Source organism: Loktanella sp. S4079 (assembly GCF_000967725.1).
Taxonomy (GTDB): Bacteria; Pseudomonadota; Alphaproteobacteria; order Rhodobacterales; family Rhodobacteraceae; genus Yoonia.
Window position 1 is genome coordinate 1552798 of sequence record NZ_JXYE01000002.1, and the last position, 14928, is coordinate 1567725.

General features: G+C 53.4%; 12 protein-coding genes and 1 tRNA gene. 9 read left to right on the top strand and 4 right to left on the bottom strand.

Annotation, left to right across the window (positions count from 1 at the left end; all coding sequences use genetic code 11):
• The first annotated feature begins 8 nt into the window (after positions 1-8).
• The 7 genes from TW80_RS08910 (at position 9) to TW80_RS08940 (ending at position 8159) form a co-directional block, all read left to right on the top strand.
• On the top strand, positions 9-461 hold the full coding sequence (locus TW80_RS08910) for a hypothetical protein (RefSeq protein ID WP_045996863.1): 453 nt from the start codon (positions 9-11) through the stop codon (positions 459-461).
• Complete coding sequence (locus tag TW80_RS08915) at positions 458-3415, top strand: 2-oxoglutarate dehydrogenase E1 component (protein WP_045996864.1); 2958 nt, start codon at positions 458-460, stop codon at positions 3413-3415. The genes TW80_RS08910 and TW80_RS08915 overlap by 4 nt, the downstream gene beginning before the upstream one ends.
• On the top strand, positions 3415-4602 hold the full coding sequence (odhB, locus tag TW80_RS08920; RefSeq protein WP_045996865.1) for a 2-oxoglutarate dehydrogenase complex dihydrolipoyllysine-residue succinyltransferase: 1188 nt from the start codon (positions 3415-3417) through the stop codon (positions 4600-4602). Before TW80_RS08915 ends, odhB begins: the two co-directional genes overlap by 1 nt.
• A 136-nt stretch (positions 4603-4738) precedes the next feature.
• A complete protein-coding gene (locus tag TW80_RS08925; RefSeq protein WP_045996866.1) occupies positions 4739-5284 on the top strand; it encodes a L,D-transpeptidase family protein in 546 nt (181 codons plus the stop codon).
• Between the two features lie 4 nt (positions 5285-5288).
• Positions 5289-5699, top strand: a complete 411-nt coding sequence (locus TW80_RS08930; protein ID WP_045996867.1) for an MAPEG family protein — start codon at positions 5289-5291, stop codon at positions 5697-5699.
• A 64-nt stretch (positions 5700-5763) separates the two neighbouring features.
• Positions 5764-7152 carry a dihydrolipoyl dehydrogenase gene (lpdA, locus tag TW80_RS08935; protein ID WP_045996868.1) on the top strand — a complete coding sequence of 463 codons (1389 nt, stop codon included), beginning with the start codon at positions 5764-5766 and terminating at the stop codon, positions 7150-7152.
• Positions 7153-7325: 173 nt separating this feature from the next.
• Positions 7326-8159, top strand: a complete 834-nt coding sequence (locus TW80_RS08940) for a tellurite resistance TerB family protein (RefSeq protein ID WP_052700927.1) — start codon at positions 7326-7328, stop codon at positions 8157-8159.
• Here the strand turns inward: TW80_RS08940 and TW80_RS08945 are convergent.
• Positions 8156-8803 carry a GntR family transcriptional regulator gene (locus TW80_RS08945; RefSeq protein ID WP_045996869.1) on the bottom strand — a complete coding sequence of 216 codons (648 nt, stop codon included), beginning with the start codon at positions 8801-8803 and terminating at the stop codon, positions 8156-8158. The two genes, TW80_RS08940 and TW80_RS08945, sit on opposite strands and share 4 nt — an antisense overlap.
• Positions 8804-8836: 33 nt before the next feature.
• On the bottom strand, positions 8837-9529 hold the full coding sequence (locus TW80_RS08950; protein WP_045996870.1) for a M48 family metallopeptidase: 693 nt from the start codon (positions 9527-9529) through the stop codon (positions 8837-8839).
• Positions 9530-9640: 111 nt separating this feature from the next.
• Between TW80_RS08950 and TW80_RS08955 the strand changes: the two genes are divergently transcribed.
• Together TW80_RS08955 and TW80_RS08960 are read left to right on the top strand one after the other, a co-directional pair.
• A complete protein-coding gene (locus TW80_RS08955; RefSeq protein ID WP_045996871.1) occupies positions 9641-9961 on the top strand; it encodes a TIGR02300 family protein in 321 nt (106 codons plus the stop codon).
• A gap of 81 nt (positions 9962-10042) precedes the next feature.
• Positions 10043-10118, top strand: a tRNA-Ala gene (locus TW80_RS08960).
• Positions 10119-11082: 964 nt separating this feature from the next.
• On the opposite strand, the gene TW80_RS08970 is transcribed toward TW80_RS08960, so the two are convergent.
• Both TW80_RS08970 and TW80_RS08975 read right to left on the bottom strand, forming a co-directional pair.
• Entirely contained in the window at positions 11083-12255 is a 1173-nt protein-coding gene (locus TW80_RS08970; RefSeq protein ID WP_157033226.1) for a hypothetical protein, read from the bottom strand.
• Between the two features lie 198 nt (positions 12256-12453).
• Positions 12454-14925: a sigma factor-like helix-turn-helix DNA-binding protein gene (locus TW80_RS08975; protein WP_045996874.1), complete on the bottom strand. Its 2472-nt coding sequence runs from the start codon at positions 14923-14925 to the stop codon at positions 12454-12456.
• Positions 14926-14928 lie beyond the last annotated feature (3 nt).

The window sequence follows — 14928 nt, forward strand, 5'->3', positions numbered from 1 at the left end:
AAGACAAAATGAAGTCGCTGCAATTCATCCGTGCAGGAGTTCTTTCGACGTTTGACTTTGAGAGTCAGGCGTCTAGCCGAGAATTTTGGACATTTGTTCCTTTACCTCTAACACTGTCTGTTGTGGTCTTTATGGCTCTAGTTCCGTTCACCCACTCAAAGAATGCTATCTTTGCCGCATTTTTCATTGCCGCTATGATTCTAATGCCGGTGATGGGAATGGCTGCCCGTCGGTCAAACGAAGCGGGCTTGGGCCACAATGGCGCTATATACGGACCATGCACCTCGCTCTTCGGAATCGGCTTATACAGTATCCATATGTCTGGATTGGCACCTGACCCAACAGCCACTGAATACTTCCCAGCAATAGCTGTATTTCTATTTATCCTAGGCCTTGCGATACTGACTAGGATTGGCCTGAAGCCCCCCTTAAATCAGCCACCCAATGAGGCTCTCTCATGAACGACCAATCTCCTAACGATATCTTCCACGCTTCTTCGTTCTTGCAGGGGCACAATGCGGAATATGTTGAACAGCTATATGCCCGCTATGCTGACAACCCCAACACGGTTGACGAAAGCTGGCAGGAATTTTTCAAGGCCTTGGGCGACGCCCCAGCCGAAGCCAAGGCTGAGGCCGCTGGCCCTTCTTGGTCGCGCCTTGACTGGCCACAGACACCGAACGATGATCTGACCGCCGCACTCGATGGCCAATGGCCGGCTGAACCCGCCGCCGCTGGCAAAAAGATCAAAGATAAAGCCGCCGAAAAAGGTGTGAGCCTGTCTGAAGATCAAATCCGCGCTGCCGTTCTGGATTCTGTCCGCGCGTTGATGATTATCCGCGCTTACCGCATTCGCGGCCACTTGATTGCTGATCTGGACCCGCTGGGCATGCGCTCAAACGAGCCGCACCCAGAGCTGGATCCTGCATCTTACGGCTTTACTGCGGCTGATATGGATCGTCCGATCTTTATCGACAACGTTCTTGGCCTCGAAGTGGCGACGATGAATGAAATCATCGCCATCGTAAAACGTACCTACTGTGGCACGTTTGCGTTGCAATACATGCACATCTCAAACCCTGAAGAAGCGGGTTGGCTGAAAGAGCGTATTGAAGGCTACGGCAAGGAGATCGCGTTCACTAAGGAAGGCCGCAAGGCGATCCTGAACTCCTTGGTCGAGGCTGAAGGTTTCGAAAAATTCCTGCACGTCAAATACATGGGCACGAAACGCTTCGGCCTTGACGGCGGCGAAAGCCTGATCCCTGCGATGGAGCAGATCATCAAACGCGGCGGTCAACTGGGTCTCGAGGATATCGTGATCGGTATGCCACACCGTGGGCGTCTGTCGGTTCTGGCCAACGTGATGGAGAAACCCTACCGGGCGATCTTTAATGAATTCCAAGGCGGATCGTTCAAACCAGAAGACGTCGATGGCTCTGGCGATGTGAAATACCACCTGGGTGCGTCGTCTGATCGTGCTTTTGACGGCAACAATGTCCACCTATCGCTGACAGCGAACCCATCGCACCTAGAGGCCGTGAACCCCGTCGTTCTGGGTAAGGTCCGCGCGAAACAAGACCAACTGGGCGACACAGATCGCACGAAGGTCATGGGTGTACTGCTGCACGGTGATGCGGCTTTTGCAGGTCAAGGTGTTGTTGCTGAGGGTTTCGGCCTGTCCGGCCTGCGCGGTCACCGTACTGGCGGCACCATGCATATCGTTGTGAACAACCAGATTGGTTTTACCACGGCGCCGCATTTTAGCCGCTCCAGCCCCTACCCCACAGACATCGCGCTGATGGTTGAGGCGCCGATCTTCCACGTGAACGGTGATGACCCAGAGGCCGTCGTCCACGCTGCCCGCGTTGCCACTGAGTTCCGTCAGAAGTTCCACAAAGACGTGGTTCTGGACATCATCTGTTACCGTCGCTTTGGTCACAACGAGGGCGACGAGCCCATGTTCACCAACCCGATGATGTACAAGAAGATCAAAAAGCAGAAGACAACGCTGACGCTTTACACTGAACGTCTTGTCAAAGATGGCCTGATCCCTGAGGGCGAAATCGAGGATATGAAGGCGTCGTTCCAAGCGCATCTGAATGCAGAGTTTGAGACCGGCAAAACCTACAAGCCCAACAAGGCCGATTGGCTCGACGGGAAATGGTCGCATCTGGACACCCAGAAAGAAGACTATCAGCGTGGCGCAACTGCGATCGACGAAAAGACATTCGCCGAAGTCGGTCGCGCCCTGACCAATGTGCCAGAGGGTTTCCCGCTGCACAAAACTGTTGGTCGTATTCTCAAAGCTAAAGAACAAATGTTCGAAACAGGCGAAGGGATCGATTGGGCAACTGGCGAGGCATTGGCATTCGGGTCATTGATGACCGAAGGTTACCCTGTGCGCCTGTCCGGTCAGGACAGTACACGCGGTACATTCAGCCAACGTCACTCTGGCCTGATCAACCAAGAGAACGAAGATCGTTTCTACCCGCTGAACCACATCCGTGAGGGTCAGGCGCACTATGAAGTAATCGACAGCATGCTGTCCGAATACGCTGTGCTGGGCTTTGAATATGGCTACTCGTTGGCTGAACCAAATGCGCTGACCCTCTGGGAAGCGCAATTCGGCGATTTTGCCAACGGCGCACAGATCATGTTTGACCAGTTCATCAGCTCAGGCGAAAGCAAATGGCTCCGCATGTCCGGTCTGGTTTGCCTGTTGCCGCACGGCTATGAAGGCCAAGGGCCAGAGCACTCAAGCGCGCGTCTGGAACGTTTCCTGACCATGTGTGGCGGAGACAACTGGATCGTTGCGAACTGCACCACACCAGCGAACTACTTCCACATCTTGCGTCGTCAGCTGCACCGCAGCTACCGTAAGCCGCTGATCATGATGACGCCAAAATCTTTGTTGCGTCACAAGCTCGCGGTATCAAAGGCCGAAGAATTCACCACGGGTTCCAGCTTCCACCGCGTACTATGGGATGATGCGCAGCAAGGCAATTCAGACACCAAACTGGTGGCAGACGACAAAATCAAACGCGTCGTGATGTGTTCGGGTAAGGTCTATTACGACCTGCTGGAAGAACGTGACAAGCGTGGCCTGAACGACGTCTACATCCTGCGGTTTGAACAGTTCTACCCATTCCCGGCCCAATCCGCTGTGAATGAACTTGAACGGTTTAAGAACGCTGAAATGGTCTGGTGTCAGGAAGAGCCCAAGAACCAAGGCGCTTGGTCATTCATCGAACCAAATATCGAATGGGTCCTAACCCGGATCGGTGCAAAGCATTCGCGCCCTGTTTACGCAGGTCGTGCAGCATCTGCGTCGCCCGCAACAGGTCTAGCCAGCAAACACAAAGCAGAACAAACGGCGCTCGTGAATGACGCGCTGACCATCGAAGGAACTAAGTAATGAGCACCGAAGTCCGCGTACCGACACTAGGCGAATCCGTCACCGAGGCCACCGTGGCCACATGGTTCAAACAGCCCGGCGATGCCGTTGCTGTTGACGAAATGCTCTGCGAGCTGGAAACAGATAAAGTAACGGTCGAGGTTCCTTCGCCTGTTGCTGGCACACTGTCAGAAATCGTCGCTGCCGAAGGCGACACAGTTGGCGTTGACGCATTGTTGGCCCAAATCGCCGAAGGCGACGCAGCGCCCGCACCCAAAGCTGAGGCTCCAAAAGCCGAGGCTGCACCAGTACCTGCCGCTGCCCCCGCTGGCAAAGACGTCGAAGACGCCCCATCCGCAAAGAAACTGATGGCAGAAAACAACCTGTCAAACGTTCAAGGCACCGGCAAAGACGGCCGCGTCATGAAAGAAGACGTGCTGAACGCACTGAGCAGCCCAGCACCTGCCGCAAGCGCAGCACCACGGGCACCCGTCGCTGCATCTCAGGCTGACCGTGAAGAGCGCGTGAAAATGACACGTCTGCGTCAGACCATCGCTAAGCGTCTGAAAGACAGCCAAAACACCGCTGCCATGCTGACCACCTATAACGAGGTCGACATGACCGAGGTGATGGCACTGCGCAACGAATACAAAGACCTGTTCCTGAAAAAGCACGGCGTGAAACTGGGCTTCATGTCCTTCTTCACCAAGGCTTGTATCCACGCCCTCAAAGAAGTTCCCGAAGTAAACGCCGAAATCGACGGCACAGACATCGTCTACAAAAACTTCGTGAACATGGGTATCGCTGCGGGTACGCCAACCGGTCTGGTTGTTCCGGTCCTGATGGACGCCGACCAAATGTCATTCGCTGAAATCGAGAAAGCGATTGCCGAAAAAGGCGCACGTGCACGTGACGGCAAACTGTCCATGGCAGAAATGCAGGGCGGCACATTCACCATCTCGAACGGCGGTGTCTACGGGTCACTGATGTCCTCGCCCATCCTGAACCCCCCGCAGTCCGGTATCCTCGGCATGCACAAAATTCAGGAACGCCCAATGGCAATCAACGGCCAAGTGGTCATCCGCCCAATGATGTACCTCGCCCTGTCCTACGACCACCGCATCGTAGACGGCAAAGGCGCCGTGACATTCCTCGTGCGCGTCAAAGAAGCACTGGAAGACCCACGTCGCCTGTTGATGGATCTGTAAGCAAAACATTGGGCAACGACCGGACCTCGGGGTGGGTGCAAAGCGCCCTCCCCATGGGGGAGGTCCGGGCGCTGCCCGGCGATGCCGGGCAAGACCACCCCACAAACGCAGGGCTTTATTGAAACTGTAGAATGATATGCCACGCTTTCTGAAACCACTCGCCCTACTGGCTTTGATTGCGCTCGGCCTTTTCGCCTACACCCAAGTCATGCTGCGGGTTGGCTCAGGTACGCCCCCTCCTATGGCACCAGCCAGCGAACAGGCTGATGCGATTTTCGTGGACAAGAGCGACCGTATCATGACGCTCCTTCGCGACGGAGACGTCATCACAACCTACCCCATCGCGCTTGGAGATGCCCCCACTGGGCACAAAACCCAAGAAGGTGATGAGCGGACCCCTACCGGCACCTATGAGATCGACTGGCGGAATGAAAACTCGATCGCGCATCTGTCGCTGCATATCTCATACCCCAATGCCGACGATATCGCCCAAGCCGAGGCACGTGGTGTTTCCCCAGGTGGGAACATCATGATCCACGGTATTCTGAATGGATGGGGTTGGCTTGGGTTTCTTAATCCGATGTGGGATTGGACAAACGGGTGCATCGCTGTGAATAATACCGCTATGCGCGAAATTTGGTCACGCGTGCCAAACGGTACACCAATCACAATTCAGGAATGACGCCATGACACCCGAACTCACAGTGCTTGCTCTTGCCGGACTGCTTCAAGGGGTCCAGTTCGTGCTCATGGCGGTCCCTGCCAATCTTGAACTTGGTACAGGCAAAACCGCATCGCCGCGTGATCCCCAGCGCCTGAGCAAACCACTGATGGAACAGGTTAGTGTCGGCACAGGCCGCCTGCACCGTGCCATGAATAACCACTTTGAGGCGCTGATCCTCTTTACCATTGCTGTTGTCGTCGTCAGCCTCGGCGATAAGGGTACTGGTTTTTCCGCCGCCTGTGCGTGGACCTATCTGGGCGCGCGCATCCTTTATGTCCCCGCATACTATTTCGGTTGGGCCCCTTGGCGGTCGCTGATCTGGGCTGTGGGATTTCTCGCAACTATGCTGATGATCCTATCGGCACTCTACTAAGACTTAAGATGTACCCACAGATTCTATACTCCGTGTGTACGCCTATCATACCAAAGGAGACACCATGTCTAGCTATGATGTAATCGTAATCGGCGCCGGCCCCGGCGGATATGTCAGCGCCATCCGCTGCGCTCAGCTTGGCATGAAAGTGGCCTGCGTTGAAGGGCGTGAGACGCTCGGCGGGACATGCCTGAACGTGGGTTGTATCCCGTCCAAGGCGCTGCTGCACGCAACCCACATGCTGCACGAGGCAGAGCATAACTTTGCTGAAATGGGTCTCAAGGGCAAAGCCCCATCTGTCGATTGGAAACAGATGATTTCCTACAAAGAAAAGACAGTTGGCCAAAACACCGGCGGCATCGAATTCTTGTTCAAAAAGAACAAGATCGACTGGATCAAAGGCTGGGCCACGATCCCCGAGGCCGGCAAGGTCAAGGTTGGTGACGACACATACGAGACTAAGAATATCATCATCGCGACCGGATCAGAAGCATCTGTCCTGCCCGGCATCGAAGTCGACGAGAAAACCGTTGTCACCTCGACTGGCGCATTGGAACTGAACAAAGTACCAAAATCCATGGTAGTCATCGGCGCAGGCGTCATCGGTCTGGAACTGGGTTCAGTCTATTCGCGCCTCGGCGCTGAAGTAACAGTGATTGAATTCCTTGACGCCATCACCCCCGGTATGGACGCCGAAGTGGCACGTCAGTTCCAGAAAATGCTGACCAAGCAGGGCCTGAAATTTAACCTTGGCGCTGCGGTTCAGGGTGTAACCACCAAAGGTGGCAAAGCAACTGTTTCTTACAAGCTACGCAAAGACGATAGCGAGCACGAAATCACAGCCGACACCGTTCTGGTCGCAACAGGCCGTAAGCCCTACACCGAAGGTCTGGGCCTTGATGCGCTTGGCGTTGCATTGACAGAACGTGGTCAGATCAAAACGGATGCGAAATATGCAACCAATGTACCCGGCATTTATGCCATCGGTGACACGATCGAAGGACCTATGCTGGCGCACAAAGCCGAGGACGAAGGCATGGCCGTCGCCGAAGGCATCGCCGGTCAGCATCCGCACGTGAACTACGGTGTAATCCCCGGCGTGATCTACACCCACCCAGAGGTCGGCAGCGTCGGCGAAACCGAAGAAACCCTAAAGGCCGCTGGTCGCGCCTATAAGGTTGGCAAGTTCCCATTCTTGGGTAACGCTCGCGCCAAGGCGAACTTTGCGGGTGATGGCTTTGTCAAAATGCTGGTGGACGCGAAAACAGACCGCATCTTGGGCGCACATATCATTGGCCCAATGGCAGGCGACCTGATCCACGAAATCTGTGTCGCGATGGAATTTGGCGCAGCAGCAGAAGACATCGCACGCACCTGTCATGCCCACCCAACCTACTCCGAGGCCGTCCGCGAGGCAGCTTTGGCTTGTGGTGACGGTGCAATCCACGTCTAAACACATTGGCCGCGCCGGACAGTTTCGGCGCGGCTATGACTTTCTGTTGATTGGCACGCTGCGCGATACGGTGTAGAATACCACCAATGATTGGACGACGATGTCAGACACATCGCCGCCATATTTTTGGCCCTTATTAGTGATTTAACGTGTAAAAGTTATTGAGAGCCCGAATGAAAAACATCGCAGCAGCCCTATTTTTACTCGTCTCATTTGGTACATCGGCGCAGGCAGCCGATTTTGGCGTTGCACGAGTTGATGGGCTAGAATTCGTCGCTGAAACTCGGATACCTGACCCCGACGACCAGTTTATGTCACTGTGCTACTTGACCGAAGACCTCATGATTATGGGGCTGCGGATTACCAGTGACATCACAAGCTATGCACTGTCTAACGACGGCTGTACCGAAACCTACGAACAGCTTTATAGCGAGGACAAGATTATCGCGGCTCAGGCGCTTAATCTCATTCCTGCCGAGGTTGACCCGGTCGCCAGAAATGACTGGGAGCGTAATCTATCCGTCTATGGTGTTATCGCCGCTGTTTGCCTTGCTCTGATTGCCGTCATCATACGCCGGATGAAATCTCTGCTGGGGTACGACCCCAACGGCCCAATGCGCAAAAAGGCAGCGCAGCGCATCCTATCGGCCATGTGTCACATGGCAAAATGCGATGGGATCGTTGATGCTAAGGAAATCGCGCACATCCGTAGCACAGCCAAGCGGCTGACTGGTCGGGACTACCCTTCGTCCGAGGTAATCCAGATTGCTGATTCAATAGATATGTCCCATGGGCTGGACGAAAACGACTTCATCGCCTTTGGCAAAGGTCTACGCGACCGCGAGAAAGACATGATGATGGAAGGCGTTCTGACAGTCGCTCTCGCCAGCAATCGGATGCAGCCCAATGAACACGCGTTTGCGTCTGAATTGGCCTACGGCTTGGGCATGCCCGGTGAAGATTTCCGTCGCGTCCTTGATCTCGCTTTCGAGGCAACGAAACCTTAGGTTTTGAGCATCCGTAGACCTTGTGTCGCGTCGGTGCGTACAGCGAGGCGCAACCCCGGCTCATCCCCAGCCTTCAGGGCGCTTAGGATCAGCTTGTGATGATAAGGCGGCTCTGTCCGGTTTAACCGACCATAGAGCGCCCGCATCGTCGGTCCCAGTTGCAGCCATACGGTTTCCGTCATCGCAAGCATCGCTGGTGCCTGTGCCCGCAAATACAGCGTCCTGTGGAACTCTAGGTTCATACGAATATAGCCCGCCGCATCTTGGCGCGAAATCATTTGGCTGACGCTCTGATTAATTGCTTCTAATCGGTCAATCAGCGCAAAATGCGCACGCGGCAAAGCGCGTGACGCCAACTCTGGCTCGAGCAGCGCGCGCAGGGTTGCCAATTCCTCAATACGGTCATTGGTCAAGGCCGGCGTCGACACGCGCCCCGAAGTCGACAAGAACAATGCGCCTTCGGCAACCAACCGGCGCACGGCCTCTCGGGCTGGCGTCATCGAAACTTCGTATTCCTTACCGATCCCGCGCAAGGTCAGAGCCTCGCCCGGATCAATTTCACCATGCATGATACGGGTACGCAGCGCGCGATATACGCGCTCGTGGGCAGCAGATGCAGGATCAATGGGACGTGGCTGGATCATATTAGGTCTATGTGATCACAATATCTGCATTCGTCAATCCGCGAATGAAAACCGATGCAACTGATCTCCGTGATCGCGCAACCACTGACGATGCGTTTTGTATTCAGGACATATCTGCGCAACCACCGCCCAAAATGCCGCCGAATGGTTCATCTCGCGTAGGTGGGCGACCTCATGCGCAGCGACGTAATCTAACACGTCTGGCGGCGCCATGATCAGACGCCACGAATACATCAACGCCCCTGCACTACTACACGATCCCCAACGCGACCGCGTATCGCGAATCGTTATCCGATTGTAGGTTACACCCAACTGCGCCGCATAACGATCAGAGGCCGCCGCCAGCGCATCACGCGCCATCACCCGAAATTTCGCACGTAACGCTGACCCGACCTCTGACAGGGCCACTGGCGTTTCGATAGCATCGGGTAATACCCGCAACCGCCGAATATCGGCAGTACGAATGGGGACTTCGCGACCACGTAACAGGACCGCCCCCCCCGGCCGAACAGGCCTCACCGGCCCAATATTCGCCAAATGCCCACGCAACCAGGTCTCTTGCCCCTCTAGAAAGGCGATTCCCTCACGATCTGGCGTTCGATTGGGCATTGTCAGTGTCACACGCCCATCAAGACGCGAAACACGTAACGATAATCGCCGCGCACGCGCAGATCGTCGCAAACTCACTGCAATCGGGGGGTTGCCTTCAAGCGTATGACGTCCCATATCGAGGTACTCGCATTATTCATGTGTCAAAGGCTTTGACACGCCTGCCTGCTTATGGCAGTTGGCACCGATCACCCGCAAGGGTACGACAAGATTTTGAAGGGATAGCCTATGCCTAAGGAAGAATGGGGCACAAAGCGTGTCTGCCCTGAAACTGGCAAACGCTTTTACGACCTGAACGCGACACCAATCATTAGCCCCTACACAGGCAATGAGGTTACTGTCGATACGTCCAAAACCCGGACGATGGTCGCAGATGCTGAAGACGCGCAATCCAAGAAGGCAGCAGACGTTGCTGATGATGACGATCTGGTATTGGACGACGACGCCGATGACGTAGATCTGGGCGACGATGTTCTCGATGACGACGATGATGACGATACAGTCTCGCTTGACGAGCTCGCAGACGTCGCATCCAACGACGAAGATTAATTTTCTGATCCCGGGCGCGATTTGCACTTGATCTCGCCCGGATCGCTGCATAGACAGCACCTCGCAACCGATGTTGCAAATGGGGCCTTAGCTCAGTTGGGAGAGCGCTTGCATGGCATGCAAGAGGTCAGGGGTTCGACTCCCCTAGGCTCCACCAAATACCAATATTTCTAGAAAATTCAGCAACCCGATGATTTCGCGCGGATTTCTTTGAGGGTTGTTACACTAAGGTGTTCTAGGGTGGCACCTTGAAAAGATGACCGGACACACTCGTCTGTATCGCCGCGGAGCAACCTATTACCACCACGTCGTCGTTCAAAAAGACATCATCGATACCTATGGAAAGCGTGAATAGACGTTTTCACTGCGAACAAAAGATCACTCAGAGGCGCCTCAGCCGAGGAGCTTAGCGATCCAACGCTGAACTAGCCAACGTTGCCGTCCGCAGGTGAGCGGTGACAATGTATTATCCCCTGTCCAGCATTTGATTGTTGGACGGATCATGGCTTCAGCCGATACATGGATGAGCAATAAAGTCTGGGTCTTTCCCAGCAAACAAATGGCCCAGGACATGTGGGTGACGGCCCATATGCCAATAAAAGCGCGGACTTCACCCGCTCCAAGGTTTGCTTTTCGGATAACTGGTTGAGCTCTGACCGTTGGCAGCGGTATGTCAATGATGCTCAGATCGAGCGTGAGGCCGCAAAAGTCAAAGAGGCCGATGCGCTGAAAGGGCTGGCGGTTTGGATCACAGATTGCAGCCCGCTTTGTCGACATATTTCGCCGAGCCAGATCACGTCGCTTTTGCGTCCATCCGACTTGGTGTGTCTGACGCGTGGAACTCTGGAGAGTTTTGATGGAGTTGACCGTTTCCGCGTCCGAACCCAAAAGAGAGGGCGCATCACTCATATGCCGGGTACAACCGCGTGCTTGATTCACTGGACAATGCGCCGATTGGGTTGGCATATTGCTGGGCACATAGGCAGGCGATGCGCCTTGGGCTGAGTAGACCGCCACCAAAAGCAACAACGGGCCTTGGCGGACGTCTGCGGACGTGTGGCGATGCATTTAAGCGGTAACGCGGGCCTATGCCTAAGCTTAAGCCGCGCGTCCTTAGATCATCACAAAGTGGCTTCGAAATTCTTGTAAGGGCTTGTATCTACCCCAAGGGCGTTGGCCCGTTCCTTGACCTCGCTATGGTCAGTCTTTGCACGTCGTCGGTCATAAGTTTGAGAATTGTCTTCAATAGCACCTAACAGTTCTTCTAGGCGTGTTGAATCGAGGTGCTCAAGAATTGGCGCTACCAACCGACCGAACCTCTTATCGGCGTTGTCAAATGACCCGGAGCTTCCGTAGTGCTCGATCGCAAGCCCACATGCCTCTTGAAGGTGCCCTTCATGTTCGGCAACCTCCAGAAAGCCTCGCCAGTTTTTTTCCTTCAGTTTCTGGAAGGTACCTCCGTCTTCGGCTGACAGTGCTTTTAGCTGACTGGGGAAGTCTGCGTGCAAAAAACTGGCTGATACCTTTAGGTTGATGTCACCATCTATGTGACCTTCGATAAGAACCTGAGCAGCGTTGTTGAGAGACTGGAATAGAGAAGGCTGATCAGTCAGAAAATTCACCAAAGCACTAAGCAGATCATCATCCGGGCCGACGTCACTAAAATAGGGCTGGTCACCATCGATTGCTGCGCGCAGAGTCGCTGAGTTGCGCTCGAAAACCACGTTCAATGCTACCAAATTGATGTCTCGATGGGTGTCGGTGTCCGTGTTTCTCAGCTTAAAGCAAAATTTCCACAGTGCCTTGAAGAGTTCCAATTCGATTTCCGGACGCATATTGGGAAAGTAACGTGCTTCTAGGTAAGATTTGAGCTTAGCCCCAGAAATCAAGATCGCCTTGTTCGAAGCAATGTCAGAAACCAATGCTTCAACTATTCTTTTAGAGAACATTGGAGGTTTAAGTAGCAGAGATTCAAGCGCTAACCTAATGTTTGCCCTGACCATTTCTTTTGTGGGCTGGAACAAAAGATCCGCCCCAGACAGCACTGGGTGCGCTGAAAGGTGTCGAAGCTTCTGAAGGTTTTGAAGTTGAGTGTGTTCTCCGGTTTCTAGAAGAGCTGTGCGTTTTGATACCTCGTCGAGAAGGTACACCTCCCAATCCGGGCTGGTCGGGTTTGCGGCTCGCTTGACTTCGACATCTTCCAGAAGCTTTTTGGCCTTCTTGTCACCGTGCAAATCACGAAGTGTCTGAAGTTTATATACAAGATCGCATATTACTACCGTCCAAAGCATCACGAGACTACTCCGATAGCATCCATTCGAATATGAACGTGAGACTTCCTCGAAATATTGACGAGTGCGCTTGTCTAGAATTCTGTCCGAAGAAACATCGATAGAGAAGTCGGGCATTTGGAAAAAACTCAATTCAGGTTGGTGATCTATCAGGGCTCTTTCACTGAGCCCGTTCGTGCGGATTTAGGAGGTCAAATCCAATTAATTGGCGGGGGAAAGAAACCAGTTGCCCCATTCATCAAGTATTGCGGATGAGCCTTGCAATGCGCTGGACAGTGCGGTTTTTTCGCACGCTCGACCCATTTTTGCAGTAGATTGTACAAGTATCTCGTTGAGCGATAGTGGTTCATGAGCATTCGCCAATACTTCCGCAAGAGCGTCCGGGAGAGATACGCGCCTTGGTTCACTCCAGTCTGCCAAAAAGAGATATCGTCCGACGCTGACGCGAAGAGAGTTATCCAAAGTCAGTAGGCTGAAAAGTGCTTCGGGGTCCATTTTGGGGAGGCTGTAAAAATATTTGGTTGCTTCTGTAACGTGGATGCCGTGCTGAATTTCGCCAAGAATTGACTTAGCTAAGGTGGCGAGATGCTTTTGATCTTGGCGTTTGATAGGAACGTCACGATCATTGATGCCCCACAACGATGTTCCTACTCGAATAAGAGGGTCAGCAGGTACAATTTGAAAAGCCTGTTTGGTTCCCCTTTTCTCATTCAGTCGTTTTCGGAGTTCTTTTGTATGAAGGGGGTGCCCGGCTTCTTCTAGAATAAAGAGCAATGCTTGCCGAATGTCGATCCGAGCATGGTTATCTGTCCCATCTGCTCCCTGCTTGCGCCAAACCAATCTACCGAGGTCTTCAACCGCTTCGCGGCCACCAAGCGAGGCGCTGACAATGTACTGATCAACATTTGCATACTGCAATTCGGCGCGGTCCGCCAACAGCCCGAGGATTTCAGAGGCGTGCCACTGTCGTTCTTCCGGACCATCCAGCACAATTTCCTCTGCTAGATCCCCAAGATTACTAAACTCCTCGTTCGACAAGGGTATGTGCTTTCTCAGGCCGTAAGTCCCCCTTCCCAGAAGAAGGCCAACGTTAGATGCTGCATTGTGAACACGTCTGACATCGAATTCCTGTTCAAAACGCGAAGCCACTCCTTCTGCCAAGTCGGTGAAGTGCAAAGCGTTATCGCTTTCTTCCATCACTACTAGAACAGCTTGCTCAGCGCCTCTTCCATACGACTGGAGTATTCTACCTGATCCGGTGTCTGCAAAATGGCAAAGAACACTGACTCGCTCCCAAAGAACATCTCTGAGTTCCCGCCCTTTGCTGGCGAGCAGGCCGCGTACATTGTCTCTGCACAGTTCTTCAGACCAACCCGACCCGATGCCGCTTTGAATTAGGGCCTTCGCTTCTCGTTCCGCGACTTCCCAATCGTTTTGGTTTAGCTCTGTGACATAGTCGATATCATCTATCGAGATGAGGTGGGCATCCAGAGTCGGAATTGCGTCCAACCAGTAAGAGAACACCTTTGGTTTCTCTTGCGCACCTTCAAACCAATCGTCCAACAACTCCAATGCCCGCAGAGGCAATGGTTCGCTTCGATCATCGAGGAATTCGAGAATTTTTCTTTCGAAAATGTCATCCCAGATTTCTGTGGCAATAATTTTGGTAACAGCCTTGGCTTCGACTTGACGAATACGCTCTCTGGTCACTTCGTATTGGTCTCCGATCTCGGCCAGAGTCATTTGCGCGGTGTCGAGACCCATACGCTTGTTAACAATGTCCTTTTCTCTATCATTCAGGTTTTCCAGTGCATTTCGAAGTGACGGTAAGAAAGCGAGGTTTAACCCTTTCGCCAGTTCATCTTTCTCCGAAAAGGGGCCTTCAGCAATACCTTGATTCAGGGCGCTTATAACGTTTTTGATACTCGTTCTTCCGAAGTTCTTTATGCGCAGCAAGCCCGCCGTCGTGAATGAAGCTAGGTCAGAAACCGAGTTGATTCCGTTCTGCGAGAAGACATTTGATACACGGACTGAAATCGGCAGGGTATCGAAACGACGTTCCTGTAGCCACGGTGGAGAGTGCCGTGCGACAAGGCAAGGATCGCTAGAGTTCCCTAGGGTAAGATGGTTTTGGCGAAATTGCCCCAGAGATTTCCGAAGCGCATGTGGTAAAACGTGTTCGTTCTCTAAATAACTCGCGTCACATAATATACTGGCTTGGTCCAGTTGATCTCTGTCTTTCGGGAAAGCCATCAAGTAGCCTTCGATCCAAAGTTCTTTTTGTGCTGTACCACCGACTGCACTTTTTGTCTCGGTGGGTTTGGAAGGTGGCGGTGGAGACGGATCATCCGCAACATAGCCCCAACCGGTCAAACCCAGGAAGATTTCTTCGTCGCGAACACTCCCAACTGAGCCTTTTGAGGCCGCATAGCCCTTGGGCAAACAGGCCTTTGCGCCTTTTGTTAGCAGAACTTGACCGGGAAACTCTTGAGCTAAGGTTTGAAAGTGGCGCGTGGCCACCCGATCAAATCCAACATGTAAAACTGCGGAGGTGTTTTCTGTCGCCCGAGCATCCCAGTCCCCAACTATGTCCTTCAGGTCAGAGTGCACTCTAGTTACCGGACCGTTATCAAGACCAAAAATCATCAGATAGGCACGCAACGGGCTCGACATTTA

Bases quoted from the DNA above. Each gene is read 5' to 3' on its own strand.
- TW80_RS08925 (WP_045996866.1), top strand. From the start codon at position 4,739: ATGCCACGCTTTCTGAAACCACTCGCCCTACTGGCTTTGATTGCGCTC.
- TW80_RS08940 (WP_052700927.1), top strand. From the start codon at position 7,326: ATGAAAAACATCGCAGCAGCCCTATTTTTACTCGTCTCATTTGGTACA.
- TW80_RS08975 (WP_045996874.1), bottom strand. From the start codon at position 14,925: ATGTCGAGCCCGTTGCGTGCCTATCTGATGATTTTTGGTCTTGATAAC.
- TW80_RS08955 (WP_045996871.1), top strand. From the start codon at position 9,641: ATGCCTAAGGAAGAATGGGGCACAAAGCGTGTCTGCCCTGAAACTGGC.
- lpdA (WP_045996868.1), top strand. From the start codon at position 5,764: ATGTCTAGCTATGATGTAATCGTAATCGGCGCCGGCCCCGGCGGATAT.
- TW80_RS08950 (WP_045996870.1), bottom strand. From the start codon at position 9,529: ATGGGACGTCATACGCTTGAAGGCAACCCCCCGATTGCAGTGAGTTTG.
- odhB (WP_045996865.1), top strand. From the start codon at position 3,415: ATGAGCACCGAAGTCCGCGTACCGACACTAGGCGAATCCGTCACCGAG.
- TW80_RS08930 (WP_045996867.1), top strand. From the start codon at position 5,289: ATGACACCCGAACTCACAGTGCTTGCTCTTGCCGGACTGCTTCAAGGG.
- TW80_RS08915 (WP_045996864.1), top strand. From the start codon at position 458: ATGAACGACCAATCTCCTAACGATATCTTCCACGCTTCTTCGTTCTTG.
- TW80_RS08945 (WP_045996869.1), bottom strand. From the start codon at position 8,803: ATGATCCAGCCACGTCCCATTGATCCTGCATCTGCTGCCCACGAGCGC.
- TW80_RS08910 (WP_045996863.1), top strand. From the start codon at position 9: ATGAAGTCGCTGCAATTCATCCGTGCAGGAGTTCTTTCGACGTTTGAC.